The 26250-nt window shown below is 73.9% G+C and carries 23 protein-coding genes; 11 read left to right on the forward strand and 12 right to left on the reverse strand.

What is annotated here, in order from left to right; all coding sequences use genetic code 11:
• Nucleotides 1–180: 180 nt before the first annotated feature.
• Nucleotides 181–420 (reverse strand): DUF397 domain-containing protein, encoded by a 240-nt coding sequence (locus AB0Q99_RS28405; RefSeq protein ID WP_363576443.1) that lies wholly within the window; start codon nucleotides 418–420, stop codon nucleotides 181–183.
• Nucleotides 421–780: 360 nt separating this feature from the next.
• Between AB0Q99_RS28405 and AB0Q99_RS28410 the strand changes: the two genes are divergently transcribed.
• On the forward strand, nucleotides 781–1320 hold the full coding sequence (locus AB0Q99_RS28410) for a PTS fructose transporter subunit IIA (protein WP_363576408.1): 540 nt from the start codon (nucleotides 781–783) through the stop codon (nucleotides 1318–1320).
• Nucleotides 1321–1342: 22 nt separating this feature from the next.
• Here the strand turns inward: AB0Q99_RS28410 and AB0Q99_RS28415 are convergent, their stop codons facing one another.
• The 3 genes from AB0Q99_RS28415 to AB0Q99_RS28425 form a co-directional block, all read right to left on the reverse strand.
• The gene (locus tag AB0Q99_RS28415) at nucleotides 1343–1831 is read right to left on the reverse strand and encodes an NUDIX domain-containing protein (RefSeq protein ID WP_363576409.1); all 489 of its coding nucleotides are present in this window, start codon (nucleotides 1829–1831) and stop codon (nucleotides 1343–1345) included.
• A gap of 99 nt (nucleotides 1832–1930) precedes the next feature.
• On the reverse strand, nucleotides 1931–2410 hold the full coding sequence (locus AB0Q99_RS28420) for a sugar transferase (protein ID WP_363576410.1): 480 nt from the start codon (nucleotides 2408–2410) through the stop codon (nucleotides 1931–1933).
• A 362-nt stretch (nucleotides 2411–2772) separates the two neighbouring features.
• Nucleotides 2773–3045 carry a hypothetical protein gene (locus AB0Q99_RS28425; RefSeq protein ID WP_363576411.1) on the reverse strand — a complete coding sequence of 91 codons (273 nt, stop codon included), beginning with the start codon at nucleotides 3043–3045 and terminating at the stop codon, nucleotides 2773–2775.
• A 464-nt stretch (nucleotides 3046–3509) separates the two neighbouring features.
• On the opposite strand from AB0Q99_RS28425, the gene AB0Q99_RS28430 reads away from it, so the two are divergent.
• Nucleotides 3510–4595, forward strand: coding sequence for a polysaccharide deacetylase family protein (locus AB0Q99_RS28430; RefSeq protein ID WP_363576412.1), 1086 nt, complete (start codon nucleotides 3510–3512; stop codon nucleotides 4593–4595).
• A 1211-nt stretch (nucleotides 4596–5806) separates the two neighbouring features.
• On the opposite strand, the gene AB0Q99_RS28435 is transcribed toward AB0Q99_RS28430, so the two are convergent.
• A complete protein-coding gene (locus AB0Q99_RS28435; protein ID WP_363576413.1) occupies nucleotides 5807–6577 on the reverse strand; it encodes an aspartate/glutamate racemase family protein in 771 nt (256 codons plus the stop codon).
• Between the two features lie 57 nt (nucleotides 6578–6634).
• Here AB0Q99_RS28435 and AB0Q99_RS28440 point away from each other — a divergent pair, with 57 nt between their 5' ends.
• Nucleotides 6635–7783 carry a glycosyltransferase gene (locus tag AB0Q99_RS28440; RefSeq protein WP_363576414.1) on the forward strand — a complete coding sequence of 383 codons (1149 nt, stop codon included), beginning with the start codon at nucleotides 6635–6637 and terminating at the stop codon, nucleotides 7781–7783.
• 121 nt (nucleotides 7784–7904) lie between these two features.
• On the forward strand, nucleotides 7905–8651 hold the full coding sequence (locus tag AB0Q99_RS28445; RefSeq protein ID WP_363576415.1) for a class I SAM-dependent methyltransferase: 747 nt from the start codon (nucleotides 7905–7907) through the stop codon (nucleotides 8649–8651).
• A 56-nt stretch (nucleotides 8652–8707) separates the two neighbouring features.
• Here AB0Q99_RS28445 and AB0Q99_RS28450 read toward each other — a convergent pair whose 3' ends face one another.
• The 3 genes from AB0Q99_RS28450 to AB0Q99_RS28460 all read right to left on the reverse strand — a co-directional run bounded on the left by AB0Q99_RS28450 (nucleotide 8708) and on the right by AB0Q99_RS28460 (nucleotide 11703).
• Nucleotides 8708–9610, reverse strand: coding sequence for an alpha/beta hydrolase (locus AB0Q99_RS28450; protein ID WP_363576416.1), 903 nt, complete (start codon nucleotides 9608–9610; stop codon nucleotides 8708–8710).
• 107 nt (nucleotides 9611–9717) lie between these two features.
• Nucleotides 9718–10392 (reverse strand): thiol:disulfide interchange protein DsbA/DsbL, encoded by a 675-nt coding sequence (locus tag AB0Q99_RS28455; RefSeq protein ID WP_363576417.1) that lies wholly within the window; start codon nucleotides 10390–10392, stop codon nucleotides 9718–9720.
• Nucleotides 10393–10539: 147 nt separating this feature from the next.
• Nucleotides 10540–11703 carry a glycosyltransferase family 4 protein gene (locus tag AB0Q99_RS28460; RefSeq protein ID WP_363576418.1) on the reverse strand — a complete coding sequence of 388 codons (1164 nt, stop codon included), beginning with the start codon at nucleotides 11701–11703 and terminating at the stop codon, nucleotides 10540–10542.
• 535 nt (nucleotides 11704–12238) lie between these two features.
• Between AB0Q99_RS28460 and mscL the strand changes: the two genes are divergently transcribed.
• The 4 genes from mscL to AB0Q99_RS28480 all read left to right on the forward strand — a co-directional run bounded on the left by mscL (nucleotide 12239) and on the right by AB0Q99_RS28480 (nucleotide 17888).
• The gene (mscL, locus tag AB0Q99_RS28465) at nucleotides 12239–12685 is read left to right on the forward strand and encodes a large conductance mechanosensitive channel protein MscL (protein ID WP_363576419.1); all 447 of its coding nucleotides are present in this window, start codon (nucleotides 12239–12241) and stop codon (nucleotides 12683–12685) included.
• 489 nt (nucleotides 12686–13174) lie between these two features.
• Nucleotides 13175–13978 carry a DUF6643 family protein gene (locus AB0Q99_RS28470; RefSeq protein ID WP_363576420.1) on the forward strand — a complete coding sequence of 268 codons (804 nt, stop codon included), beginning with the start codon at nucleotides 13175–13177 and terminating at the stop codon, nucleotides 13976–13978.
• Between the two features lie 200 nt (nucleotides 13979–14178).
• Nucleotides 14179–15054 (forward strand): MOSC N-terminal beta barrel domain-containing protein, encoded by an 876-nt coding sequence (locus tag AB0Q99_RS28475; RefSeq protein ID WP_363576421.1) that lies wholly within the window; start codon nucleotides 14179–14181, stop codon nucleotides 15052–15054.
• A 329-nt stretch (nucleotides 15055–15383) separates the two neighbouring features.
• The gene (locus AB0Q99_RS28480; protein ID WP_363576422.1) at nucleotides 15384–17888 is read left to right on the forward strand and encodes a right-handed parallel beta-helix repeat-containing protein; all 2505 of its coding nucleotides are present in this window, start codon (nucleotides 15384–15386) and stop codon (nucleotides 17886–17888) included.
• 186 nt (nucleotides 17889–18074) lie between these two features.
• Here AB0Q99_RS28480 and AB0Q99_RS28485 read toward each other — a convergent pair whose 3' ends face one another.
• The 3 genes from AB0Q99_RS28485 to AB0Q99_RS28495 all read right to left on the reverse strand — a co-directional run bounded on the left by AB0Q99_RS28485 (nucleotide 18075) and on the right by AB0Q99_RS28495 (nucleotide 21288).
• On the reverse strand, nucleotides 18075–18647 hold the full coding sequence (locus AB0Q99_RS28485; RefSeq protein ID WP_363576423.1) for a TetR/AcrR family transcriptional regulator: 573 nt from the start codon (nucleotides 18645–18647) through the stop codon (nucleotides 18075–18077).
• 152 nt (nucleotides 18648–18799) lie between these two features.
• Nucleotides 18800–19954, reverse strand: a complete 1155-nt coding sequence (locus AB0Q99_RS28490; RefSeq protein WP_363576424.1) for a PLP-dependent cysteine synthase family protein — start codon at nucleotides 19952–19954, stop codon at nucleotides 18800–18802.
• A gap of 149 nt (nucleotides 19955–20103) precedes the next feature.
• Nucleotides 20104–21288, reverse strand: a complete 1185-nt coding sequence (locus AB0Q99_RS28495; RefSeq protein WP_363576444.1) for an ROK family protein — start codon at nucleotides 21286–21288, stop codon at nucleotides 20104–20106.
• 116 nt (nucleotides 21289–21404) lie between these two features.
• Between AB0Q99_RS28495 and AB0Q99_RS28500 the strand changes: the two genes are divergently transcribed.
• Together AB0Q99_RS28500 and AB0Q99_RS28505 are read left to right on the forward strand one after the other, a co-directional pair.
• Complete coding sequence (locus tag AB0Q99_RS28500; RefSeq protein WP_363576425.1) at nucleotides 21405–22802, forward strand: MFS transporter; 1398 nt, start codon at nucleotides 21405–21407, stop codon at nucleotides 22800–22802.
• 155 nt (nucleotides 22803–22957) lie between these two features.
• A complete protein-coding gene (locus tag AB0Q99_RS28505) occupies nucleotides 22958–23539 on the forward strand; it encodes a HutD family protein (protein WP_363576426.1) in 582 nt (193 codons plus the stop codon).
• 99 nt (nucleotides 23540–23638) lie between these two features.
• On the opposite strand, the gene AB0Q99_RS28510 is transcribed toward AB0Q99_RS28505, so the two are convergent.
• Nucleotides 23639–24592, reverse strand: coding sequence for an alpha/beta fold hydrolase (locus AB0Q99_RS28510; RefSeq protein WP_363576445.1), 954 nt, complete (start codon nucleotides 24590–24592; stop codon nucleotides 23639–23641).
• 150 nt (nucleotides 24593–24742) lie between these two features.
• Here AB0Q99_RS28510 and AB0Q99_RS28515 point away from each other — a divergent pair, with 150 nt between their 5' ends.
• Nucleotides 24743–26152 carry a helix-turn-helix domain-containing protein gene (locus AB0Q99_RS28515; protein ID WP_363576427.1) on the forward strand — a complete coding sequence of 470 codons (1410 nt, stop codon included), beginning with the start codon at nucleotides 24743–24745 and terminating at the stop codon, nucleotides 26150–26152.
• Nucleotides 26153–26250 lie beyond the last annotated feature (98 nt).

Consider the following 26250-nt stretch of genomic DNA (forward strand, 5'->3'; position numbering starts at 1 on the left):
GTCAACAGAAATTATGACGGGGCACGCTCAATAGATCATCAGTTGTGATGTTCGGACCGGAAAAACGCCCGCGGAGCGGAGCCCCGGTCGTCGTCCGGGGTCCCGCTCCGCGATGGCCGGCCCGGGCAACCCCGCCGAGCAGGCCCGGGCCAGCCGCCCGGGCCAGCCCCGACGAGCGGCTCAGGTGAGGTCGAACTCGCCGTCCCGGGCGCCGAGCACGAAGGCCCGCCACTCCGCCGGCGTGAAGACCAGGACCGGCCCGTCCTCCTGGCGGCCGTCCCGCATCCCGATGTACCCGTCCACGAAAGCGATCTGGACGTCCCCGACCCCCTGGCTGCTGCACAGCCACTCCGCACCGGTGAAGTCCACCTTGGGCTTCCCGCTCGGCGTCGGCACCGGCTGCGCGCCACCGACCTCCAGGTCCGTCCCGCTGTTGACTGCCACTGACCGATCTCCTCCCGACGGCGTTCCGGGGCCAGCCTAGCCACACCGCCCGTCCCCGGTCAGCGGGTTGACGAGGACTCCTCCCGCGGGGCGGGGAGCCGCCACAGGGGGGCCGGAACCGCCTCGGGGAGGCGCGGGGAGGGTCGAGGCGTGTCCCGACCGGCGGGGGCGCCGGGCAGCTGCCAGAGTGCTGCCAGGGCGCCGCCCGGGCCGCCGGACACGGGAGACCGTCCCCGCCGGCCGTACGGATCCCTCCGCGACCCCGCACGGGGCCGCACCGCACGGCCGGGCGCCCCCGCCCGCGCCCACCCACCGAACCGCCCAAGGGAGCAGCCGATGAGCCGCCGGGACGGCACCCGCGCCGACGTCATCCCCATCTCCGACGCCCCCTCGGCCCACCCCCCGGCGCCCCGTACGCCCCCCTCGCCCATGCCGCTGCCCCGGCCGACCCCCGGTCGACCCCCCACGCACGGCCGGGTCGGCGTCGTCCTGGTCTCGCACAGCCAGGAACTGGCCACCGCCGTGCGCAACCTGGCGCTCGCTTTGACCGGATCCGACTCCCCCGCCCCGGTCTCCGCGACCGGCGGCGACCCGTCGGACGGGCCGGGCATCAGCGCCGTCCTGGTAGCGGCCGCGACCCGCCGGGTGGACCAGGGCCACGGCGTGGTGGTGCTCGCCGACCTGGGCGGCGCCGTCACCACCGTCCGGGCCCTGCTGTCCGAGGCCGACGAGCACGGCCTGCCGTTCCCGGTCCGGTTCGCCAACGCCCCGTTCGTCGAGGGCGCCGTGGCCGCGGCGGCGACCGCCACGGCGGGCGGCGACCTGGCGGCGGTGCTGGACGCGGCGGAGGAGGCCTACCGGCAGTACAAGGGCTGACCGGGGCCGGGGCGGGCGCCGCTCAGGGGCGCTCCTTGCCCTCCCAGGTGAAGACGGCCGGGCCCTCGCACCCGAGCGCGTGGCGCAGCCGCTCGTGCTCGATCCCGATCATCGGCGGCAGCGCGTCCAGCGCGAACCAGCCGACTTCCAGCGACTCGTCGTCGTTCACCCGCGCCTCGCCACCGACCGCGCGGCAGCGGAAGGTCAGCACCAGGTACTGCGTCACATCACCGTTCGGGTACGTCACCTCGGGCGAGACGGTGACCGAGGCGAGCAGCTCGGGGACGGCCACCACACCGGTCTCCTCCTCGCACTCGCGCACCACACCGTCGGCGGGCTGCTCACCGGGGTCGAGGATGCCGCCGATCGGGGCCCAGCGGCCGTCGTCGGCCCGGCGGGCGAGCAGCACCCGGTCCTGGTCGTCCAGCACGACGGCGACGACGGCGCTCAGCCAGAGCGGGCGGTGGCCCACGAGGGAGCGGAGGTCGGCGAGGAAGGGGGGAATGGCCATGTGGCGCAGCCTAGCCGGGCGGTTCGGGCAGTCGCGGCCCGACCGGGTCGGCAGCGGGGTCGGCTCGGCCGGGGGTCGGCTCGGGCGGTTTCCCGCGGGTCACCGGTGTGCCGGGCGCAGCAGGGCCAGGACGGTGAGCCCGAGGATGCGCAGGTCGAGCCGGAGGGAGCGGTGCTCGACGTACCAGAGGTCGAGCTCGGCGGCATGGCCGTGGAGCTGGGCCCAGCCGGTCAGTCCCGGGCGCACGGCGAGCCGGACGCGCTCCCGGCCGGAGTAGCGGTCCACCTGGTCGGGCCGGGCCGGTACCGGGCCGATCACCCCCATCTCGCCCCGGACCACGTTCCAGAGCCGCGGCAGTTCCTCCAGGCCGGTGCGGCGCAGCAGGGTGCCGAGCCGACCGGCCCCGGCGGCCCGGAAGCGCAGGATCTGGAACTCGCGGCCGTGCCGCCCGGTCCGGGTCTGCCGCTGGAGCACCGGTCCACCGGTGGTGCAGCGCACCAGGACGGCGATCAGCAGGGCCAGCGGCAGCGCCACGACCGCGGCCAGGGCGGCGACGGCGAGATCGCCACCGCGTTTCATGAGGCCGACCCGGCACTATCCGGTCTGCCGCTCATCGCTCCCCCTCCACGGCGTTTCGACTCGACCCGGAAGAACGCATTCACAGTAGAGGCGCGGTGGAGCCGGCGTCCAAAGAATGAGGAAACAAAGGGGCCAAAGATTGCCCGGCAAGACGATATTCGGTCGCCCTGACCAATTTCACTCGACCCGCGGTTTCAAAATTCCGAACTCGATCGACATAAGGGTGGGCGACACTCTCCGATCCGGTCGGTTTCCGTTCCCCTTCCGGTCCGCGCCCGATCCCCCGCCCGGTCCGCGTTTGACGCGCGCTTGGCCCGTTCTTGGTCCACTTCCTCCGTCGCACCCGTCGGACCAGCCGGCGGTCAGAGCGCGGCACGCCGTCGATCGCGGAGGAGGCCGAAGGCGATCCGGCCGAGCAGCAGGACGCCGGCCGCCAGACAGCCGGCGACCGCCATCGCCCAGGCCGGGCCGTCATTGTCCGGGACGAGAACCGCCACCACGATGCCCACGGCCAGGCAGGCCAGGCCCACCACGGCCAGCGGGAGCTGGTGGGTGACCAGGGCTCCGCCGCTGCACGCACGGGCCATCCGGGAGGCGCCGTGCAGGTGGAAGGGATCACGGTCCGCATCTGCCATGAGCCCAAGGTACCCCGGGCCGTGGCGGGAGGCAGCCCGCAGGGAGTGCGGATCCGACCACTCTGCGCGACCGCGGAAGCGGGCGCCGGACAGGGGTCGAACGAGTGTCGAACGAGAACGGGAGGGGAATGGGACGGGGGTGACCGGAGGGGTGGGGCGGGAGTGGGGCGGAGATGTCCGCCGGGGTTGATCCGGAGCCCCGACCGGAGGCCGATCGGGCCCCCGGTTGCGCATTTCTACTCCACAATCAGTCCACGAAAAATCCTCGTCCCCCCGGTACAACCATCGCTGCGGTGCAGCGGTCTCAAAGGCATTGAATGATCCAGGAGCCGTTCGAGGGACGGGTGTGAACCCCCCACCGAGAACAGGAAAGTCCAGGGGCGGAGCCGCCGACCCCTGGAGTCGGAGGCCGGGCTCCGTCCTCCGGCGGTACCGCCACGCCGCTCGGCGAACGAGGGGGAACCGTGCCGCAGTCCCAGTCCACACCATCGATCTCCACGGCCCGCGCCAGGCCCGCGCCCGGCGTGCGCGCGCTGCCACCGCCCGTCGGGTGCGCGGCGGAGCGGCACGAGGCGAGCCGGCACGAGGCGAGCCGGCACGGCGGGGGCCGTCGCCGACTGGCCGTCGAGACGGAACAGCAGGACGCACGGGGCGAATGGCTGCGGTTCGCCCCCGTCCAGCCGTTGTTCCGGGCCCGGGCCGCCCAGCGCCTCGCCGTGCTCGCGTACCACGGGGTAACCGACCACCGGTCGTTCGGCGCCCAGCTCGACCGGCTCCAGCGGCTCGCCACTCCCGTCTCGCTCACCGCCGTCCTCCAGGCCGTGACCGAGCGGCGGCCCCTGCCGCCCCGGAGCGTCCTGGTCACCTTCGACGACGCCGACCGGAGCGTCCTCACCCACGCCCTGCCCGCGCTCGACGCTCGCGGCATTCCGGCCACCGCCTTCGTCATCTCGGAGCTCATCGGCACCGAGCGACCCTTCTGGTGGCACGAGGCCGACTTCCTCGCCCGGCACGGCGGCCGGGCCCGCTCGCTCGACCGCGGCCACCCCTCCCAGCTGCTCCGCCGGCTCAAGGCGATGCCCGACCCGGACCGCCGGCGCAGCCTGCACGAGCTGCGCGTCAGCGCCGACCGCAGACCGCCCGGCCAGGAGCAGCTCACCCCCGCCGACCTCCTCGCCCTGCGGGACGGGGGCGTAGCGATCGGCAACCACACCCAGGGACACCCGTGCCTCGGGCGCTGCGACGACGACACCGTCCGCGCCGAGATCACCGGCGCCCACGAGGCCCTCACCCGCTGGCTCGGCGAGCCGCCGACGGCCTTCGCCTACCCGGACGGCGGCCACGACCCGCGTGCTGAAACCGTTCTGCAGGAACTCGGCTACCGCCTCGGCTTCCTCTCCGACCACCGCCTGGGCCCCCGCCTGCCCTCCCACCCCCTCCAGATCAGCCGCCTCCAGGTCGACTCCTCCACCACCACCCGCCGCTTCGACACCATCCTCTCCGGCCTCGAACCCGCCTACCGCCGCTGGCGCCGCCAGGCCGTCGCCTGACCCCGGGTGAGTGCGTGGGAAGTCGGCCAGGCCGACTTCCCACGCACCCGGGCCGCCGGCCACCAGGGCTGATGGCTGCTTGCCCGACAGTCATGCAAAATTCCCGTTCGGCACGAAAGTGTTCGATGTGCGCGATTGATCTACGCGAGTAGCTTGGCCAGTGATGGCCACCTTCAATGGTCTACGCGAGTAGAGCGCGGTCGGGAATTGCCACAGAGGCATCGCCGGACAGAGAACTCGAATCGCCCGATATCCCGCACGGCCGACGCGATCCACCCATGCCGACCAGCGCCACCCGGGAAGCCGGTGAGCCCCTTGCGCGGGAAGTCGACTGGGCCGACTTCCTGTGCACGATAAGCGTGTCTACGCGAGTAGATCGACGCCGCCACATAACGCGGCACGCTCAAGCCCCCGAGTCGCCGACCATGATCCGATGGCCGCTCCGCACCGAAAGTCGACCAGGCCGACTTCTCGCACGAGAACACATGTACACATCAAAATCTGGGCGAGTAGATATCCGAGCCATCATTGCATGGCCACGACAAGTCGACCCTCGCCGAAACTCGCTCCCACCGACCTCTCGCACAGCGCGCCACCGCCTGGATGTGCCAGCCCGCCCGGGCCGGCCCGCGGGCGGCGTGAGAAGTCGGCCAAGTCGACTTCTCACGCAGGCCGCCGCAGCTCACCGGCCGGACGGGCTGCCGGGCACCGCTTCGCGCGAGGCACGGAAACCCCGAATTTCTACGCGAGTAGTCATCGGGTGACATCGCTCGGCATCACGCCCGCAGGGGAATGGCAGACTTCCGGTGCGGCGTGCCGCACACCAATGCACCGGAGTCGCCATCGACGCATGGCCCGCGCGGAAAATCGACCGGGTCGACTTCTCGCGCAGCCGGAATTGCGGGGAGCCGTGCCGGACCCATCGACTCTTCGGACCGGGAGAAACCGGGCGGATCGCCCCTCCTGACATTCCTCCCCGAAATTGGACATCAGGTGAGCACAATCGGGCCGCGAGCCGCGAGACCCTTCGCCGGAATTCCGGGCACCGAATTCCTCGCGCACGGGGCGCAAGGCCGTCGCCGTACCGGTGGCACATCCGGTGCGCGTTCGGCAGCGAAGACGCCAGGACCTCCCCGGCTCGCGGGGAGGTCCTGGTGGGGAAGTCCTGGTGGGAGGTCCTGGCCACGACGATCCGCGGCCGGGCCGGCAGGTCAGCCGATGAGGGTGGCCAGGGCGATGCCCTGCGGGTAGAGCGCAGCGGCCGGGGGCAGGACGGCGGTGGCTCCGGCGTGGAGCACGGTGATGGTGCCGTTCCCCGTCCGGGTGGGGTCGCTGACCCGGCGGAGGGCCTGGGCGGCGACGGCGTCGGCGGAGCCGTGCAGGGTGAGCCCCGGGGCGGCGGTCGGGGCGACGGCGACGCGGATGCGGTCGTCGACGAGTTCGTAGTGGGTGCAGCCGAGCACGATGACGTCGGTGCCGACCGGCGTACGGGCGGCGGCGTCGGCGATCGCGGCCGTGATGGCGTCGTCGTCGCCGTGCTCGACGGCGTCCGCGAGGCCCGGGCAGGCGACCTCCGTGACGTCCGCCGTCCCACCGAACTCCCGGATCAGCCCGCGCTGGTAGGCGCTCCCGGTGGTGGCCGGGGTGGCCCAGATCGCGACCCGGCCGCCCAGCGCGGCGGCGGGCTTGATGGCGGGAACGGTGCCGATCACCGGCAGTCCGGGCTCCAGCTCGGCCCGGAGGGCGGCGAGCGCGTGGACGGAGGCCGTGTTGCAGGCGACCACCAGGGCGTCCGGTTCGAGCGCGGCGGCGGCCCGGCAGCAGCCGAGGGCCAGCTCGGTGACCTCTTCGGGCGTGCGCGGCCCCCAGGGCATCGAGGCCGGGTCGGAGGACAGCACCAGGTCCGCGTCCGGGCGCAGCTTCCGGAGGGCGGCGGCGGCGGCCAGCAGGCCGATTCCGGAGTCCATCAGTGCGATCTTCACGGGTCAAGACTTTAGTCGATCCGTCCGCCCGACCCCGTTCTGCGGCAGACTGCCGGGGTGACCGTCCTGCTGTGGATCGCCGCGTCCTCCCTGCTGGTCTGGCTCTGGCTGGCCTGCTGCCACGGCTTGTTCTGGCGCACCGACGTGCGGCTGCCGCCGCGTCGCCCGCCGGTCCGCTGGCCGCAGGCGGCGATCGTGGTGCCGGCCCGGGACGAGGCGGCGGTGCTGCCGGTGAGCCTGCCGACGCTGCTGGCGCAGAAGTACCCGGGGCGGGCGCGGGTGATCCTGGTGGACGACCACAGCTCGGACGGCACCGGCCCGGTCGCGGCGGAGCTGCGGAGGATCGACGGGCTGGAGCTCACCGTCACCACCCCGCCCCCGCTGCCGCCCGGGTGGACGGGCAAGCTGTGGGCGCTGCGGCACGGGGTGGAACTGGCCGGTCCGGACGTCGAGTACCTGCTGCTGACGGACGCGGACATCGCGCACGGCCCCGACTCGCTCGCCGAGCTGGTGGCGGCGGCCGAGAGCAACGGCCTGGACCTGGTCTCGCAGATGGCCCGGCTGCGGGTGGAGACCGGCTGGGAGCGCCTGATCGTGCCGGCCTTCGTGTACTTCTTCGCCCAGCTGTACCCGTTCCGCCGCAGCAACCGCCCGGGGGCCCGGACGGCGGCCGCCGCGGGCGGCTGTTCGCTGGTGCGGCGCGAGGCGCTGGAGCGGGCCGGCGGGGTGGCGGCGATCCGGGGCGCGGTGATCGACGACGTGTCGCTGGCCCGGGCGGTGAAGTCCACCGGCGGCCGGACCTGGCTGGGCCTCGCCGACGAGGTGGACAGCGTCCGCCCGTACCCGCGGCTGGAGCAGCTGTGGCGGATGGTGTCGCGCAGCGCGTACGCCCAGCTGCGGCACTCGCCGCTGCTGCTGCTCGGGACGGTGCTGGGGCTGGGGCTGGTGTACCTGGTGCCGCCGGTGGCGACGGCGGCCGGACTGGTCGCCGGGGCCCCTGCGGTGGCGGCCACGGGCGGGGCGGCGTGGGCGCTGATGGCGGGCACGTACCTGCCGATGGTCCGGTACTACGGGCAGCCGGCGCCGGCCGTGCTGCTGCTGCCGTTCACGGCGGGGCTGTACCTGGCGATGACGGTCGACTCGGCGGTGCAGCACTGGCGCGGCCGGGGCGCGGCGTGGAAGGGCCGGACCTACTCGCGGGCGTGACCCCCGTACCCGCCTGCGGATAGGTCCCGGTTCCCCCTGCGGCCCCCGCGTCCTCCCTGCGGTCCGGGCTCCCCCGGCGGATTCCCCGGCACGGCCGGCCGATCGCCTCCATACTGCTCGGATGGACCGTCAGCAGATCTCCCGTCTCGCCCACGCCCACCACCCGATCGCGGCCCCGCTGGCGGACGAGTCGGTGGCCCGGCTGCTGGACCGCGCGACCGCCGGGCGGGCGGACGGCCGGGCGCTGGACCTCGGTTGCGGCGAGGGCGCCTGGCTGATCCGCACGCTGGCCGCGCGTCCGGGCTGGCACGCCGTGGGGGTGGACCTGGACGCCCGGGCCCTGACCCGCGCCCGGGAGACCGCGACCGTCCTCGGCGTCGAGCGCCGGATCGGTCTGCACCACCTGGACGCACGGGAGTTCACCGCGAAGGAGCCCTTCGACCTGGTGGTGTGCGTCGGCTCCACCCATGCCTTCGGCGGACTGCTGCCGACGCTCGCGGCGGCTCGCGAACTCCTCTCCCCCGGCGGCCGGTTGCTGGTCGGCGACGGGTTCTGGCAGCGCGAGCCGTCGCAGGCCGCGCTGGACGGGCTGGGCGCGGCCCGGGACGAGTTCACGGATCTGGCGACGACCACCGACCGGGTCCTGGCCGACGGCTGGACGCCGGTGTCCGGGCACGTCAGCACGGAACGGGAGTGGGAGGAGTACGAGTTCGCCTGGACGGGCTCGCTCGCCGAGTGGGCGCTGGACCACCCGGACCACCCGGAGGCGGCGGCCGCCCGGGAGGCCGCCGACCGGCGCCGCAGGGAGTGGCTGCACGGCTACCGGGGGACGCTCGGCTTCGTCACGTACCTGCTGCGCCGCGACTGAGGGCCACTGCCCGGAGGGAGGACGCCCCGGCCGGTCGGCTGCTTCCCGGCCGCCTCTCAGTCGGTCCTCCGCCGCCCCCTCGCCACTTCTGCGTGCGCGCGAGGAAGTCGTCGATCAGCGGGGCGATTTCGGGCAGCTTCTCCTCCAGTGCGAAGTGCCCGGTGTCGAAACACGTGCAGCTCGGCCCGGGGCAGGTCGCGCAGGTAGGCGCGGGCGCCGGCCTCGGTGAAGAAGGGGTCGTTGCGCCCCCAGAGCACCCGCGTGGGCGGCTGGTGGGAGCGCAGCCAGGCCTGCCAGTCGGGGTAGCGCTCGACGTTGGAGAAGTAGTCGAGGGCCAGTTCGACCTGGATGTCCTTGCGGCCGGGCAGGTCGAGGAAGTGCTGGTCGAGGGTCCAGCCGTCGGGCGCGACCAGGCTCGGGTCGCCGGTGCCGCCCTCGTACTGGCCGCGGGTGATCTCCGGGGTGAGGATCGACCGGGCGGCGTCCCCCGCGCCCGGGACGCCGCGCCGGTTGGCGATGAACTGCCGCGCCCGGTCGGAGAGTCCGTCCTCGTAGGCGTTGCCGTTCTGGACCACCAGGCCGGTGATCCACTCCGGTCGGCGGGTGGCCAGGCGCAGGCCGACGGGGGCGCCGAAGTCGAAGACGTACAGCGCGAAGCGGTCCAGGGCGAGGGCGAGGCAGAAGCCCTCGACCACGTCGGCGAGGGTGTCGAAGCGGTACGCGAAGGCGTCGGGCGCGGGGCTGTCGCTGTGGCCGAAGCCCGGGTAGTCGGGGGTTATCAGGCGGTAGCGGGTGCCGAGCGCGTCGAGCAGCCGGGCGAACTGGTGGGAGGCGGACGGGAATCCGTGCAGCAGCAGGAGGACGGGGGCGTCGACCGGGCCGGTTTCGCGGTAGAAGACGCGCAGCCCGTCGACGTCGACGTGGCGGTGGCGGACGTGCGGGATCGTCAGCCCGCTCATGCTAACCATTAAACAGAATTTGAATGGTTAGACAAGGCCTGCGGGTGAAGTCGCGGGCCGAAGTCGTGCACGAGCGAGCTGACGCATCGTCACCGATGGTGCGGGGCTCAGCCCTTCTTCAACTGCTCCTGCTGCACCAGGTAGTCGAGCACCTCGGGCATCGCCTGGACGCCGCCGGCCTTCGTCGGCGAAGTCCGGTACTCACCCTGGACGATGACCGTCGGCAGCTCGTTGATGCCGTAGCGGACGAACGCGGCGGCGGCGTCGTCGACCGACCGGCGCACCTCGGCGGACCGGTAGGTCCGGCCGAACAGCTGGGCGTCGACGCCGTGGCGGGCGGCCCAGTCGGTGGCGGAGGCCTCGGTGGCGAGGTCGACGTGTTCGGTGTGGATGGCGCGGAAGACACCGACCTGCAGGCGCTCGACCAGGCCGAGGCGCTCCAACGTGTAGTACATCCGCGCGTGGCCGCGCTGGACCTCCGCCTCCGGGCTGCCCGGCCAGATCGCCGGAACGCGGCGCAGCGCGACGTCCGAGCGGTGCTTCTCGGCCCAGGCCTGCAGGGGCTGTTCGAGCGCCTGGGAGTGTCCGCAGTCGTACCAGAAGAACTCCACCGCCTCGGTCCGGGCGTCCTCGCGCACCGGTTGAGGCTGGTCGAGCCTGGCGAACTCGGACCCCACGGCGGGGGGTTGGTGGTTCGCCGCGCCGGCCTGGACCGGGGACACGGCGATCCCGGCGGCGACGACGAGGAGGACGGTGGACCGCAGCAGCGACTTGGAGTTCACACCGGGAAGTCTGCTGGCGACGCCTTGTTACCGACGGGTCGGTGCGCGACGGCGGGCCCGGATTCGTCCGAACGGCGCAGCGGCGGCCGACGCGTCGGCCCGTCCCGCATCAGTCGGCGGGCGCCACGTCGGTCGGCGGGCGCCGCATCAGTCCGCGGGTGCCGCACCCGCCGTCCACACCTCGGCCACCAGCCGCTGCCAGTCGTCCACCACCGCGCCCAGTTCGAAGTGCTCCAGCGCGTGCGCCCGGGCGGCGGCCCCGAGGCCGGCCCGGTTGACCGCCAGCACCTTGCCCAGCGCCTCGGCCAGGGCGAGCGGGTCCCCGGGGGCGACGAGCGCGCCGGTGGCGCCGTCCCGGACGACCTCGCGCACCCAGCCGACGTCGGTGGCGACGGCGGGCACCCCGGCCAGCGCCGCCTCGATCAGCGCGCCGGGCACGCCCTCGCTGTCGCTGGTGAGCAGCAGCGCGTCGGCGGCGCGGTAGAGCGGGGCCGGGTCGGGCAGCGGGCCCAGGAAGTGGGCGCGGGCGGCGGCCGGGTGGCGGGCCAGCGTCTCGCGCAGCGGGCCGTCACCGGCGACGGCGAGCCGGACGTCGGGCAGGCGGTCGAGCACGTCGAGGGCGAGGTCGAGCCGCTTCTCGGGCGCTATCGCGCCGATCCAGGCGACCAGCAGGACGTCCGCCGGCAGGCCCAGCGCGTGCCGGGCGGCGCGCCGGTCGTCCCGGCCGTCGGCGGGCGGATAGCTCTCGGCGGCACGGGAGTTGGGGATCACGTGCACCTTGCCATCGGGCAGTGCGAACTGCTCCTCCAGGACGGCGCGCGCCTCGTCGGTGAGCGTGGTGACGGCGGCGGCGCGGTGCATCAGCGCGCCGCCGCGCACCCGGCGCAGGCGACTGGCGGTCCAGTAGCGGGGGTGGCCGACGGAGACGTAGACGAACGGGGTGCGGGTGCCGGCCAGGGCGAGGGCGCAGGCCGCCAGGGTGTCGGAGCCGTGGGCGAGCACGACGTCGGCGGCGCGCGCGGCGGAGCGCAGTGCTCTCAGGGTGCTCGGGCGCAGTCGGCCGGGGCCGAGGACGGAGGCGGTGCGCAGGCCGGAGGCGCCTGGACAGTCCCCGGGGTCGGCCTCCACGGAGCCGGGGTGGACGACCGGGTGCGGGGCGAGGGCGCACAGCGCGGAGGACTGGCCCCGGCGGCCCAGTTCCCGGTGGAGGTCACGGGCGAAGTTCTGGGCGCCGCCGCGGCGTGAATCACTGATCAGGTGCAGGACACGCGGACGGGTTCCGGCCGGATCGGCCGACATATGGTCGGGCATGGACCGACCTTGGCACAGTGCTCCGCCCGGGACAGCCCCTTCGCGCAACCTGATGGTGGCCCGTCTGCCCGCGCTTGTACACCGGACGTGCGCCAGGGACCCGCCGTCGTGCGCCGGTTGCGACCACCGTGCGCCCCGTCTCACCCCCGGCCGCGCCCCGGCTCGCCGTCCTCGCGCCGTGGCGCCTCCGCTCCGGGCGGCCGTCGGGGCGGGCCGTCGGCGGGCTGTGTCACGACCGGCCGCACCGCCACGGGCCCGGTCGCGACGGGCCTGTCCGGGGAACACACCGGGTCACAGCTCGCCTCCGTGTCAAGTACCGTTTTGCACAGCCGAGTTGCGTGGAGCACCGAAGCCCGATAGGCCGGTACGCGGAGCGCCCGCGCACCGCCGGGCCCGTCGCCGCCGGGCCCCGAAGCGGTTACGCGGATCGGGTGAACCCGGTTGGACCTCGGGCCGGGTCGCTCGGCAGGATGTCCGGCCGGGGCGCCGCCGCGCCCCCATCTCCCCCTTCCCCGTACGGATTTGGAGTCACCCGGTGTTCAAGGGATTCCGCAGCTTCCTGCTGCGCGGAAACGTGGTGGACCTCGCGGTCGGCATCGTGATCGGTGCCGCCTTCACCGCCGTCGTCACCGGGTTCGTCAGCGCCTTCCTCACCCCGCTGGTCGGTGTCGCGTCCGGCGCCGTCGGCGACTTCACCCAGAAGACCTTCGAGGTGGCCGGCACCCGGTTCCCGTACGGCCTCTTCGTCAACGCGGTGATCGGCTTCGTGCTGACCGCCGCGGTCATCTACTTCGCCGTGGTGGTGCCGGTCGGCAAGCTGCAGGCGCGCTTCGAGTCGGCGAAGCCCGCGCCGGCCGCGAAGGCGGACTGCCCGGAGTGCCTGAGCTCGATCCCGGCCGCCGCGACCCGCTGCTCGTTCTGCACCTCGGAGATCACCAGGCCGGGCCTGCCCGCGCAGAACCAGGCGATGCAGCCGCACTGAGCTTGAGGAGCGGGGGTCCCGACGGGACTCGACGGGACCGGGCGGGGCCGGGGAAACCGACGGTTCCGGGCCCCCGACCGCGCCGGACCGGAGCCGCGGCCATCGATCGGAGCCCCTCGATCGGGCCCCGGCGGAGACCCTCGAACCGGGAGGTCAGCGCGCTGACGGGATCTTTATTCCCGAAACATTCACGAGCCCCTGTCGAACCCTCGGTGGGGGCTCGAATGCGCCAGCGCACGCCCCGTCCGCAAAAGTTTCTCCGCAGGGCCCCCGGCCGTCCACCGGCCCGTCACCACAAGGCGGACCGGCAACGCCGTCCGGCCACTGTTCGATCACTGACGGGGCGCCAAGGTTGTCCGGAAGCAGACTCCGATATGTCCGTTCTTCCTACTTTCGAAGCCTTTGTGCGAGCGAAGACTGTGTAAACACTCGAACTGCTCCCCCTCCCGCTCTCCTCAGCAGGCGCATTGTGGGCTTACCGTATGCCCCATGACCTCGCCCCGCTCCTACGACGGAGTCGGCTACCCCTCTCCGTCCTTCTCCTCCGGCACGCCGATCTACGACAGCCTCGTGGCTGAGCGCGGCGTCCCCCAGATCGCACCCATCAACGTGCCGGCCGCCCTGCCGCCGGCGCTGTCCACCAGTTACGGATCCGGCCTCGGCCAGTCCCACGACAACCGGTACGGCAACGGGTACGAGAGCGCCGGCAGCAACCTCCCCGCGCTGCCGCCCGCCCGCCTCGCCCTGGGCCCCGGCCCGAGCAGCGGCCCCTCCGCCGGCCCCGCCACGGCGTACATCCCCGCGCAGCCCGCGCCGGCGTACGCCTCCCCGCAGCCTCCGGTCCCCGGCTACGGCGCCCCCCAGCCGTACCAGCGGCCGCAGCCCGGGACTCCGGCCTTCACCCAGACCGCCAGCGGCGGCTACCAGCCGACCGGCGGCCAGAGCTTCGGCGGCCAGAACACCTTCATCGGTGGCCAGGGCGGCCAGCAGTCCTTCGGTGCGCAGCCGGTCGGCGGCCCGGCCGGTTTCGGCCAGGCCCAGCCGGGCGGTCCGCAGTCGTTCGGCGGCTCGCAGTCCTTCGGCGCCCCGTCCGCCGGCGGCCCCGGCTTCCAGGGCCAGGGCGGTGACCAGTCGTTCGGCGGCGCCCAGTCCTTCGGCGGCGCCCAGCTGCGCCCGGCCATGGCGCCGGCCGCGCCCGTCCGCCCGATGCAGCCGCAGCGTCCGGGCCCGTACGGCGACCCCGGTCAGTTCCAGGGCAACGGCGGCTACCAGCCCCAGGGTCAGGGCTACTGACACCACCGACACCCGAGGCCGACCCCCACGCGGCCCGCACCCGCACCACCTGAGCACAACCCGGCGACCCCTGAACGCCGGGCGAACGGAGAAACGGGTCATCCACGGACCGCCCGGAACGCCCCTCACGGCGTCCCGGGCGGTCCGTGCGCATCAGGGGGGCCCGCGGGCAACCGGAAACCTGCTGGCAGGATGGGGGAATGCTGCTCACCGGACTCCACGTCTACCCCGTCAAGTCCATGTACCGCCTGAGCCCGGACACCGCCGAGGTCCATCCCTGGGGCCTGGCCGGAGACCGCCGCTGGATGCTCGCCGACGCGACCGGACGCTTCGTCAGCCAGCGCGAGAACGCCGCCCTCGGACAGGTCCGGCCCGCCCTCCTACCCGACGGCTCACTCGTGCTGACCGCCCCCGACGGCTCCCGGATCGAGGTCCCCGCCCCCGCCGTCGCGGCCGGTGACCCGCTCGCCGACGTCGAGGTCTGGGGCACCCGCTTCCACGCCGCCGAGGCGCCCAAGGAAGCACATCACTGGATCGCCGAACACCTCGGCGACTACCGCCTGGTGCACCTCGACGACCCGCGCGCCCGGCCCGTCGACCCCGAGTACGGCACACCCGGCGACACCGTCTCGATGGCCGACGGCTTCCCGCTGCTGCTCACCACCACCGCATCGCTGGACCGGCTGAACGAACTGATCGCCGCCGAGCACCCGGATGAGCACGCGCCCCTGCCGATGGAGCGCTTCCGCCCCAACGCGGTGGTCGCCGGGGCCGAGCCCTGGGCCGAGGACGGCTGGCGCCGGATCCGGATCGGCGGGCTCACCTTCAAGGTGGTCAAGCCCTGCGGGCGCTGCGTCATCACCACCACCGACCAGGAGACCGGCGAGCGGCGCGGCAAGGAACCCCTGCGCACCCTGGCCCGGCATCACCGACTGCTGCGCAAGGCCGCCTTCGGGCAGAACCTGATCCCCGAGCGGCCGGCCGGCGTCGAGGGCGACGTGCTCGGCACGCTGCGCCTCGGCGACGAGGTCGAGGTGCTGGAGGACGGGGCGCACTGGCCGGCCGACGGGCGCTGAGCGGGTGCCGCGCCCCGGGGGCGGCGTGGTCGCGCGTGGTCGCGTGCGTGGTCGCGCGTGGTCGCGTGTCGTCGCGTGTCGTCGCGAGGGGCCTGGGCGGTACGGGCCGGGGTGGTGCGGAGCGGCCGACGCACGGAACTACCGCTGTGCGCGCTCGTTGAAACAAGTGGTCGGAACCTGTGGCGGCGGTGGGCTCTACCGGTGTCCGCGCGATGACGGGCGGCCGGACCACCCATGTGAGCGCGCTACGGTGGGCGGACGGCCCGCGCACCCCCGCGCGTTCGGCCCGTTGCACGCCGGCTCGACGAAGGTGGGGACGACAGACCGTCATGGCTGAGCACAGGGTCCGGGTCACCCAGGACAGCGCATCCCGCTGGCGTCGCCGCGCGGGCGACTACGACACGCTCGCGGAGGCCCTCGCGGCCGCCGAACCGGGCGACACCGTGACCGTCCGGCCGGGCACCTTCCGGGAGAACGTGCTGCTGGACAAGCCGGTGACGATCGTCCCGGCCCAGGGCCCGGGCACCGTACGGATCGAGCCGTCCTCCGGGGTGGCGCTGACCGTCACCGCTGCGGCGACCGTCCGCGACCTGGTCGTCGAGGGCGGCGACAGCTCCACCCCGGCCGTCCTGGTCACCGGCCCGCAGGCGACGCCCTCGTTCAGCGGCTGCCGGGTCGAGACCCGCTCCGCCACCGGGATCGAGATCTCCGGCGGTGCCCGGCCGACCCTGCGCGGCTGCGTCGTCGCCAACCCGGGCGGGCTGGGGCTGCGGCTGCGCGGCGAGGGCACCGCCGCCGCCTTCGAGGACTGCGAGGTCGCCGCCGCCGGCCAGGCCGGGCTCGCCGTCCTCGGCGGCGCGACCGCCGCCCTGGACCGCTGCCGCGTCCACCACGCCTCCGGCGCCGGCGTGTTGCTCTCCGACCCCGGCAGCGCGGCCGAACTGACCGGCTGTGAGATCTACGAGATCCGCGGCAGCGGCGTCCAGGCCGAGGCGCAGGCGGGCGGCCGGCTGGTCGACTGCGAGATCCACCGGGTCACCGGGAACGGGCTGACCCTGGACGGCGAGGCCGAGCTCGTGCTGACCGGCTGCCGGGTGCACGACCTGCCGGAGAACGGCGCCGACCTGCGCGGACGCTCCCGGCTCAGCCTCGCGCACAGCACCATCCGGGACTTCGGGCGCGGCGCGCTGTCGGTCTGGGACCAGGGCACCGAGGCGATCGCCGAGGCCTGTCAGATCCACGGCTCCAGTGGCGAGTACCCGGCGCTGTGGGTCAGCGACGGCGCCCGGCTGACCCTCACCGACTGCTCGCTGCACGACCTGCCGGACGCCCTGTTCGTCCTGGACCGGGACTCCGCCGCCACCGCCGAGGGCTGCTCGTTCAGCCGGATCCGCAGTTCGGCGGTCTCGGTCAGCGGCGGCGCCACCGTCTCGCTGGCCGCCTGCCGGGTCCAGGAGGCGGGCACCGGACTCTGGTTCCGCGACCACGGCAGCGGCGGGCTGCTCACCGACTGCGAGATCTCCGACGTGGCCACCGGGGTGATCGTCACCAAGGGTGCCGACCCGGTGCTGCGCGACTGCACCGTGCGGGCCAGCACGGACGCCGGGGTGTACGTCTCGGCGCAGGGACGCGGCACCTTCGAGGACTGCCGGGTCTCGCACGGCAAGGGCTTCGGTTTCCACATCATCGACGGCTGCCGGACGCAGCTCACCCGGTGCCGGGCGGAGCAGAACGAGCGCGCCGGGTTCGAGTTCTCCGAGCCGGGGCCGGTCGCGGAGGGGTGCACCTCGGACGACGTCCGGGCGGCACCGGCGGCCGGGCTGGGGCCGGGGTCGGGGTCGGGACTCGGCTCAGGGCTGGGCTCAGGGCTGGGCTCCGGATCGGGGTCGCCGTTCGGAGCGGCGGACGTACCGTCGCCCCGGACGTCACAACTGGGCGCCGCAACACCGGGCTTGGCACTCGCGGCGATCGGTTCGGCGGCGACCGGTTCGGCGGCGATCGCCCCGATCCCGGACTGCCGACCGGCCGACGAAGCGCTCGCAGAGCTCGACTCGCTGGTCGGGCTGGCCACGGTGAAGCAGGAGGTACGGACCCTGATCGATCTGATCTCGGTCGGCCGACGCCGCCGCCAGGCCGGGCTCAAGGCACCCTCGCTCCGCCGGCACCTGGTCTTCACCGGCGCCCCCGGCACCGGCAAGACCACCGTCGCCCGGCTCTACGGCGAGATCCTCGCCTCGCTCGGGGTGCTCCAGCGCGGCCACCTGGTCGAGGTGGCGCGGGTGGACCTGGTCGGCGAGCACATCGGCTCCACGGCGATCCGCACCGCGGCCGCCTTCGACCGGGCGCGCGGTGGCGTGCTCTTCATCGACGAGGCGTACGCGCTCGCCCCCGAGGACGGCGCACGGGACTTCGGGCGCGAGGCGATCGACACCCTGGTCAAGCTGATGGAGGACCACCGGGACGAGGTGGTCGTCATCGTGGCGGGCTACACCGCCGAGATGGAGCGCTTCCTCTCCGCCAACCCCGGTGTCTCGTCCCGCTTCTCACGGACCATCAGCTTTCCCGACTACACGGCGGACGAGCTGCTGGAGATCGCCCGGGCGCAGTGCGCGGAGCACGAGTACGCGCTCTCCGAGGAGGCGGAGCAGGCGCTGCTGGGGCACTTCGGACGGCTGGAGCGCGGCCCCAACTTCGGCAACGGGCGCACCGCGCGGCAGGTCTTCGAGACCATGGTCGAGCGGCACGCGGTACGCATCGCCCACCTGACGGACCCGTCCACGGAGGAGCTCCAGCTGCTCGTCCCGGCCGATCTGCCGACCGCGCCGCTGCCGTAGAGCGCGGTGGGCTGCGCCCGGGCGCCGGCGGCGTACGGGCGCCGGCGGCGTACGGGCGCCGGCGGCGTACGGGCGACAGTCGACGGGTAACGAACGGCAGCCGACGGACGACAGATGACGGAATCTGAAATCTGTCATCTGTCATCCGTCGGCTGCCATCTGTCAGCTGTCATCCGTTCGGGGCCGCTACCCCAACAGCCGTCGCACCAGCAGCTCCACCCGCGCCTCCGCCAGGTCCGGCCGGAGCCGGCCGCCACGCTCCAGGGTCACCAGCCCGTGCAGGGAGGCCCAGCCCACCTCCGTGAACACGTCCGGATCCCCCTCCCCGGCGACCTGCGCGAAGGCCCCGGCCAGCGCCGCGAACGCCTCCTTCAACGGCGCGGGCGCGTCGGGCCGGCCGAACGGCAGGCCCGTGGCGAGGGTGAACATCGCGTCGTAGAGCGCCGGGTTGGCGAGCCCGAAGGCCAGGTACTCCCGGGCCGCCGCCGCGAACGCCGCCGCCGGCCCGTCCGCCTCGGCGACAACCGCCCGCAGAGCTGCGGCGAGTTCCGCGAAGCCCTCCACCGCGACGGCCGCGACGATCTCCGTCTTGCCCGCGAAGTGGCTGTAGAGCACCGGCTGGCTGTACTCGATCCGCTCCGCCAGCCGACGGGTCGTCACGGCGTCCCAGCCTTCGGCCTCGGCCAGCTCCCGGGCGGTCCTGATGATCAGCTGGTGCCGCTCGGCGCGTTCGCGCTCGCGGCGCTGGTGAATCGACATGTCCGGATCCTAGCAGCGCTAGGCAAGATAGCAGCGACCACTACTCGCCGAGCGCCACGCCCGGGGCGCCCGGCGAGCCGCCTGACGCTACACGTCGGGCCGGCCGGAGATCCGACCGGACCGACCGGACCGGACCGGCCGGCCGCTCGGAGTCAGCCCACCCACGGCCCCCCGGCGAGGAAGGACTCCAGTGCGGCCCGGTAGGGCGCGATGTCGATCCGCTCGCCGGCCAGCCAGTCGTCCGAGTAGTACTTGTCCAGGTAGCGGTCCCCCGGGTCGCAGATCAGGCCGACCACGCTGCCGGTCCGCCCGGCCGCACGCATCTCGGCGACGATCCGCAGCGCGCTCCACAGGCCCGTCCCGGTCGAGGCGCCCGCCTTCTTGCCGAGGACCTGCTCCAGCACCCGCACGGTGGCGATCGACGCGGCGTCCGGCACCTTCATCATCCGGTCGACCGCCCCCGGGACGAAGCTCGGCTCCATCCGGGGCCGCCCGATGCCCTCGATCCGCGAGCCGCTCTCGCAGACGGCGTCCGGATCGTGGCGCACCCAGCCCTCGAAGAAGCAGGAGTTCTCCGGGTCCGCCACGCAGATCCGGGTGTCGTACTGCATGTAGTGCACGTAGCGGGCGATGGTCGCCGAGGTGCCGCCGGTGCCGGCCGTGGCGACGATCCAGGCCGGCTCCGGGTGCGGCTCCAGGCGCAGCTGGGCGAAGACCGACTCGGCGATGTTGTTGTTGCCGCGCCAGTCGGTGGCCCGTTCGGCGTAGGTGAACTGGTCCATGTAGTGCCCGCCGGTCTCCTCGGCGAGCCGGGCGGACGCCTCGTACACCTCGTCCGAGCGCTCGACCAGGTGACACTCGCCGCCGTGGAACTGGATCAGGTCGATCTTGGCCTGGCTGGTGCTCTTGGCCATGACCGCGATGAACGGCACGCCGATGAGCTGGGCGAAGTACGCCTCGGAGACGGCGGTGGATCCGCTGGAGGCCTCGATCACCGGCTTGCCGGGGCGGATCCAGCCGTTGCAGAGCCCGTAGAGGAAGAGCGAGCGGGCCAGCCGGTGCTTGAGCGAGCCGGTCGGGTGGGTGGACTCGTCCTTGAGGTAGAGGTCGATCCCCCATGCGGTCGGCAGCGGGAAGCGCAGGAGGTGGGTGTCGGCGGAGCGGTTGGCGTCGGCCTGGACCTTGCGCACCGCTTCCTTGAGCCAGGCCCGGTAGTCCTGGTCGGAGCGGTCGACGTCGACGGTCGGCTGGATGCCGGACCGGAGGTCGCGCTCGATGCCGCGCTCGGCGTCGGGCTGGGTGCTCATGGTCACTTCTCCCTCGTGGTGGCCCCCCACTGCTCACTACGAGTGTATGACTGTCACGATAAGTAACCGTTGTCGAAGATCCAGGTTCCACTTATCGCCCCTGCGCGGGCTCGTCCGGACCGGACGAGCCCGCACGGGAGCCGGCGCGGCTAACCGACCTGGACGGGCACCGACTGCGGGTCCAGCAGGTACGGCCCCCAGCCCAGCTCGGCCGCACCCGCGAGCGCACCGTGCGCCAGCTCCGCGCCGACGATCGGCACCCGTCCGCTGCGCCCCCACAGGCTGCGCTCCGCGACGACCATGCGCAGCCGCTCGGGCGCGGCCTCCAGCAGGTCCAGGTGCAGTCCGCTGAGGACCACCCGGTCGGGGTTGAGGATGTTGGCGACGCCCGCCAGCCCGAGTCCGAGCCGGTCGATGACGTGCTCGACCGCCGCGCGCGCCCTGTCGTCGGTGGCGGCCGCCCGGCACAGCTCGCGCGCCTGGTCGAGCAGCGGACGCCCCGGCTCCGGGGTGAGTCCGGCGGCGGCGAACAGCGCGTCGGGGTCGGTCTCCGAGTTGAGGCAGCCGCGGTTGCCGCACATGCACGGACGGCCCTGCGGGTCGACGGTGAGGTGACCGACCTCCAGGGCGAGGCCGGCGCTGCCGGTGTGCAGGTGGCCGTCGATCACCAGCGCGCCACCGACGCCGCGGTGGCCGGAGGTGACGAAGAGCAGATGGCGGGCGCCGCGGCCGGCGCCGTGCCGGTACTCGGCGAGCGCGGCGAGGTTGGCGTCGTTGGCGAGCGCGGTGGGCAGCGGGCGCAGCGCGTGCGGGCCGTGGTCGGCGCGGCCGACCTCGACGTCGTACAGGTCGGCGACCGGGGTGCCGCTCGGCCAGGCGAAGTGCAGCGCGGCGAGGGCGGTGCCGTCCGGCTCGGTGACCGGGTTGGGCAGTGCGAGCGCGGCGGCCAGGCAGCGGCGGTCGGTCGCGCGGGCGAGTTCGGCACCCGCCTCGGCGACGGCGCGCAGCATCCGGACCGGGTCGGTGGCGGCGGGCAGCGGTAGGTGGACGGGCGGGTCGAGCAGCCCGCCGAGGCAGGCCAGGGTCACGCTCAGCCCGTCGGCGTGGATCTGTCCGGCGACCACGACCGGGCCCTGCGGATCGATCGCGAGCCGGTGCGAGGGGCGGCCGCGGCCGCCGCCGGCCGGGCGTGAGTCGACGGTGATCAACCCGAGCGCCTCCAGCTCGGCGGTGACCGCACCGGCGGTGGCCCGGGTGACGTCCAGCGCGCGGGTGAGCGCCGAGCGGGTCGGCGTCTGGCCGGTGTGGATCAGCGAGAGGGCGGGGCCGAGCAGCGTCCGACCTCGGTCGGGGGCCGCGCGGCGGTGGCCGTCGCGCTGCGCGTCGGGGCCGTTCCCGGCGCCGGGCCTCGGGCTTGATGGTGAGAGCTGCACGCCCCTATTGTTACTTTGTGTCGCTTCGAAACAAAATCCACGCCCATCCCGCACCGGACCGCTCCTCCTCACAGTCTCGCAGCACACCCCCGGCGGCCGACAGCCCCTGGGGTCCCGCGCGCATCGCGCTCACCGCGTTCTTCGCCGTCGACGGCTTCCTCTTCGCCGCCTGGGTCGTCCGCATTCCGGACGTCCGCCGCCAGGTCAGCGCCTCGCACAGCGCCCTCGGGCTCGCCCTGCTCTGCCTGTCGATCGGGGCCGTCCTCACCATGCCGATGGTCGGACGGCTCTGCCTGCGATACGGCTCGCGCCCGGTGACCGTCGGCTCGCTCGCCCTGCTCAGTCTCGCCGTCCTGCTGCCCGCGCACGCCCACTCGGTGGCCACGCTCGGCGCCGCGCTGCTGCTGTTCGGGGCCGGGTACGGCGGGGCCAACGTCGCGATGAACAGCGCCGCCGTCGATCTGGTGGCGCAGCTGCGACGGCCGGTGATGCCCAGCTTCCACGCCGGGTACAGCTTCGGCGGACTGCTCGGTACGGGTGTCAGCGGCCTGCTCGCCGGGCCGCTCAGCACGGCGTGGGCGCTCGCGCTCAGCGGGCTGCTCGGCCTGGCCGTCACCGTCGGCGCGGGCGTGGTGCTGCTGCGCAGCCCGGCGGCACCGCTGGTCGCACCCGACCGGGTGGGCCGGGCAGCGGACGGCGGTGCGGCGGACGGCAGCGCGGCGAACGGCAGCGCGGCGGACGGCAGCGCGGCGAACGGCAGCGCGGCGGACGGCAGCGCGGCGGACGGCAGCCAGGCGGGACGCAGTGGTGCGGACGGCGGTTCGGCAGCTGGTGCGGCCGTGCCCACGGGCGGCGCACGGGCGGGCCGTTCGCCCGCCCGTCTGCTGGTGCTGCTGCTCGGCGTGACCGCGCTGTGCACCGCGTACGGCGAGGGCGCGATCGCCGACTGGACCACCCTCCACCTCACCGACGACGTGCACGCGAGCTCCGCCGTGGCCGCGACCGGCTACGGCGCGTACGCGTTCGCGATGGCCGGCGGGCGGGTCGGCGGCACCTGGCTGTCCATCAGGCTCGGGCAGACCCGGTTGATGTTGCTCGGCGGGCTGACGGCCGCGGCCGGCATGCTGGTCGCCGCCCTCGCCCCGGTGGCGCCGCTGGCGATCTGCGGGTTCGTCCTGGTCGGCCTCGGCCTGGCCAACCTCTTTCCGCTCGCCATCGCCCGGGCCGGCGAGGCGGGCGGCCCGCAGGGCGTCGCGCTCGCCTCGTCCCTCGGCTACGGCGGGATGCTGATCGGTCCGGTGGTGATCGGCTTCCTCGCCGACGCGGCCGGACTGCCGCTGGCCCTCACCACGGTCGCGGTCGCCGCGACGGCGGCGGCGCTGCTGCCGCTGTCGGTCGGGCGGCGGTTCAGGTGACAGAGAACAGGTAACGGATAACAGCTGACAGCTGTTGAAATCTGTCAGCTGTCAGCTGTCATCCGCCGACTGCCACCAGCCCACGTTCCACCCACCCCGCGCCCACCGCTGCCCCCGCTGACAGCCCCGACCTCACAGTGGCAGGATGCGGACCCATGACGACCAGCGAAGGTTTCCAGGTACTGCGAGCGAGCGACCGCCCGGCAACGGCGTGGCTCAACGGGGGCGGGGTGACCAAGGAGGTCGCCGGCTTCCCGGCCGGGGCGGGCCTGGACGGGTTCGACTGGCGGGTCAGCCTGGCCGATGTGGCCTCGGCCGGGCCGTTCTCCCCGTTCCCCGGCATCGACCGGGTGATCACCCTGGTCGAGGGCGCGGGCATGGCACTCACCGTCGACGGTGTCGAGCAGCTGATCGACACGCCGTACCGGCCGTTCGCGTTCTCCGGCGACGCCGGCACGGACTGCCGCCTGCTGGCCGGCCCGGTGGTGGACTTCAACGTGATGACGCGGCGCGGCCGGGTCGCGGCCACCGTGGACCTCGCCACCGCACCCGTCGCCGTCGAGGTCCCGGCCGGGAGCACCGTCCTCCTGGTCTGCCTCGCGGGCTCGGCCGTCATCGACGGCGCCGAGACCGTCGAACTCGGCCGCTACGACGCGGCGCTGCTCGACGCGACGGGCAGGTACGAGCTGCGCCCGGACGGCGTCACCGCCGTCATCACCTTCCGCACGGCCCACTGACGCACGCGCCCCCGACGCACCGCCCAGTGACGGTGCTCCCGCCCCCGGACCCCGGGAGCGGGAGCACCGTCGCCGCCGTCGGACGTCAGCCGTCAGCCGTCAGCCGCAGAGCACCGGCGTGGCGTGCGCCGGGTCCAGGGCGTTGGTCACCAGGTGCAGTGCCGTCGGTGAGAACGCGATCCCGACGTGCTCCACCAGCGAGACGGGGCAGTGGTTCTGCAGCACCACGTCGTCGACGTCCGGACCGTTCAGGAACTGGGTCCGCCACGGGGTGACGACCTCGTCGTACACGGTCGAGATCACCGTGTAGCTCACGCCCGGCACGGTGTCCGGCCGGGAGGCCATGGTCCTGTTGAAGTCGGACCCGACCGCCTGGTCCCGGCAGGCCTGGCAGACGGTGTAGATCAGGTTAGCGACGCCCGGGAAGTACGGTGCGAGGTTGACGATCCCGTCCAGCGTCGTGCCGTGGTTGGACGGTGCCAGCCCGACCAGCTTGCCGACCTTCGACGCGCCGCCGAGGAACTTCAGGTAGTAGTTCGGCAGCATGCCGCCCTGCGAGTGCCCGACGATGTCGACCTTGGGCGCGCCGGTCGCGTTGCGCACCAGGTCCACGAAGTGGGCGAGTTGGGCCGCCGAGTCGGACACCGCGCCGAGGCCGCCGATCGGGAGCAGCAGGCCGCTCCCGGTGGAGGTGATGCCGGGGATGGTCCCGTAGTCGAGGGCGAAGACGCAGTACCCGAGGCTCTTCAGCAGCGGGGAGAGCACCAGCCAGTTCTCGTAGCGGTTGGCGAAGGTGCCGTGCACCAGGACGACCGGGTCGGGGTGGGCGGCGGTCGGCCGGCAGGTCCAGTCGTTGGCACCGGGCGGTGAGGCCACCGTGTCGCCGTCGGGCGGCAGTTCGGCGGCGGTGACGGCACCGGCGGCAGCAGCGACGGCGGCAGCGGGAGCCGGGGCCGCGCTCGCGGGCGCCGCCGTCGCGCCGACCAGCAGCGCGACCGTCAGCAGGGCCGCGCCGAACGTTCCACCGAACGTTCCACCGAACCTACGGCGCAGGGGACTTGCGGAGAAGTGGAGAAGTGGGGTTCTCAACTGTTGCCTCCACAGCGGAAGTTTGTTACCAACAGGTAACCCGAGTGGCTCCATCATGCGGTCGCCCCTCCGGCCCGGCCCTTGGGTGTCCCCCAGACCTGGACGGTGTTCTCTGTGACCGGTCACAACGCACCCCACTGCACGCCCCCGAAGCCCCCGAACACCTCCGCGCACGCGTCGGGTTGGCGCATCCCGGTGATCGGCGGCCTCCCGGCCGACCAGCGACTCCTCTGCGGCGTCCGCGAGTTGGCCCAGGCCGTGGTCGACGCGCTGCTGGACCGCGTACCGGTCTACCGCCGGCTGCCGCGCGAGCAGCTCACCGGTGAACTGACCCGGGACACCGAGCGCCGGATCCGCGCCCTCGCCCAGACCGTCCGCACCGGCCTCCCCGCCCCCGCCGAGGAGTTCACCACCATCCGGGAGGCCGCCGCCCGGCGCGCCGAGGAGGGCCTGCCGCTGGACGCCGTCCTGCTCGCCCACCACCTCGGGCTGGAGGTCTGCTGGGAGTTCGTCACCCGGCACGCCCGGGAGGGCGACGCCGCCGAGCTGCTGGTCCTCAACCGGCTGCTGCTCGACCAGCTCCGGCAGGCCGCCACCGCAGCCGGCGCGGGCTACCTGGACGGACGCCGACCGGCCGCCGACCGGCGTTCCGCGGCCCGGCAGTCCCTGCTCACCGCACTGCTCGCGGGTACCCCCGCCGACGAGGCCGCCACCCGCGCCGGGCTCCGGCTGCCCGCACGTTACGCCGTGCTCTGCCTGTCCGTCGCGGACCACCCCGACGAGCGCTCCGCCGGCATCGACCCGGGCATCGCCGCCCGCCGCAAGCTGCGTCGTCTCGGCGCCGAACTCGACCACCGCACCCGGCAGTCCGCGCTCACCGCGCTCACCCCCTCGGGCGGGCTGGTACTGATCCCGCTCGCCCCACCGCCGGCCTCGGCGGCCTCAGCAGCCTCCGTGACCTCGGTGACCTCGGTGACCTCAACGGACTCCAGGAGGCCCGCGGAGTCGTCGGCTCCGCCGGCCTCGCCGGACAGCACCGCCGAGGTCCCCTGGCCACACCTCGCCGCCACCCTCGCCGCAGCGGGCCGGGCCGCCGGCGTGCCCGTCCTGGCCGGGGCAGCGGCGGCCGTCCCCGCCGAGGTGCCGGAGGCGGCCGCCCTCGCCTACGAAGTCCTCGACGTCGCCCAGGCGTTCGGGCGTCCGCCCGGGCTGCACCGGCTGGACGACGTCCTGCTGGAGTACCAGCTCACCCGCCCCAGCCGGGCCCGCGCCGGGCTCGCCGCCCTTCTCGAACCCCTGGCCGACACCCGGGAGTTGCTCACCACCCTGCGCACCCACCTGGCCGGCGGTCTCAACCGACGGCACACCGCGAGCACGCTGCACCTGCACCCGAACACCGTCGACTACCGACTGCGCCGGATCGCCGCACTGACCGGTCTGGACCCGGCCCGCCCGGCCGACATCCTGCGGATCACCGCCGCCATCGCCGCACGGACCGCCGAACAGGCCTCCCCCGCAGGGTAGTTGCAGTGCGCACCGAACGCGGCCTCCAGCGCGGCGAGCTCCGGAAAGGGCCCAAAGGGCCCGAAGGGCCGGAAAGGTGCAGAAGGTGCAGAAGGTAC

The sequence above is a fragment of the Kitasatospora sp. NPDC086791 genome, assembly GCF_040685975.1.
Lineage (GTDB): Bacteria > Actinomycetota > Actinomycetes > Streptomycetales > Streptomycetaceae > Kitasatospora.

What these genes read in the sequence shown, in the direction of transcription:
- AB0Q99_RS28490 (WP_363576424.1), bottom strand. Translation starts at nt 19,954, where the DNA reads ATGAGCACCCAGCCCGACGCCGAGCGCGGCATCGAGCGCGACCTCCGG.
- AB0Q99_RS28475 (WP_363576421.1), top strand. Translation starts at nt 14,179, where the DNA reads ATGCTGCTCACCGGACTCCACGTCTACCCCGTCAAGTCCATGTACCGC.
- AB0Q99_RS28470 (WP_363576420.1), top strand. Translation starts at nt 13,175, where the DNA reads ATGACCTCGCCCCGCTCCTACGACGGAGTCGGCTACCCCTCTCCGTCC.
- AB0Q99_RS28505 (WP_363576426.1), top strand. Translation starts at nt 22,958, where the DNA reads ATGACGACCAGCGAAGGTTTCCAGGTACTGCGAGCGAGCGACCGCCCG.
- AB0Q99_RS28445 (WP_363576415.1), top strand. Translation starts at nt 7,905, where the DNA reads ATGGACCGTCAGCAGATCTCCCGTCTCGCCCACGCCCACCACCCGATC.
- AB0Q99_RS28480 (WP_363576422.1), top strand. Translation starts at nt 15,384, where the DNA reads ATGGCTGAGCACAGGGTCCGGGTCACCCAGGACAGCGCATCCCGCTGG.
- AB0Q99_RS28415 (WP_363576409.1), bottom strand. Translation starts at nt 1,831, where the DNA reads ATGGCCATTCCCCCCTTCCTCGCCGACCTCCGCTCCCTCGTGGGCCAC.
- AB0Q99_RS28425 (WP_363576411.1), bottom strand. Translation starts at nt 3,045, where the DNA reads ATGGCAGATGCGGACCGTGATCCCTTCCACCTGCACGGCGCCTCCCGG.
- AB0Q99_RS28450 (WP_363576416.1), bottom strand. Translation starts at nt 9,610, where the DNA reads ATGAGCGGGCTGACGATCCCGCACGTCCGCCACCGCCACGTCGACGTC.
- AB0Q99_RS28485 (WP_363576423.1), bottom strand. Translation starts at nt 18,647, where the DNA reads ATGTCGATTCACCAGCGCCGCGAGCGCGAACGCGCCGAGCGGCACCAG.
- AB0Q99_RS28420 (WP_363576410.1), bottom strand. Translation starts at nt 2,410, where the DNA reads ATGAAACGCGGTGGCGATCTCGCCGTCGCCGCCCTGGCCGCGGTCGTG.
- AB0Q99_RS28460 (WP_363576418.1), bottom strand. Translation starts at nt 11,703, where the DNA reads ATGCCCGACCATATGTCGGCCGATCCGGCCGGAACCCGTCCGCGTGTC.
- AB0Q99_RS28410 (WP_363576408.1), top strand. Translation starts at nt 781, where the DNA reads ATGAGCCGCCGGGACGGCACCCGCGCCGACGTCATCCCCATCTCCGAC.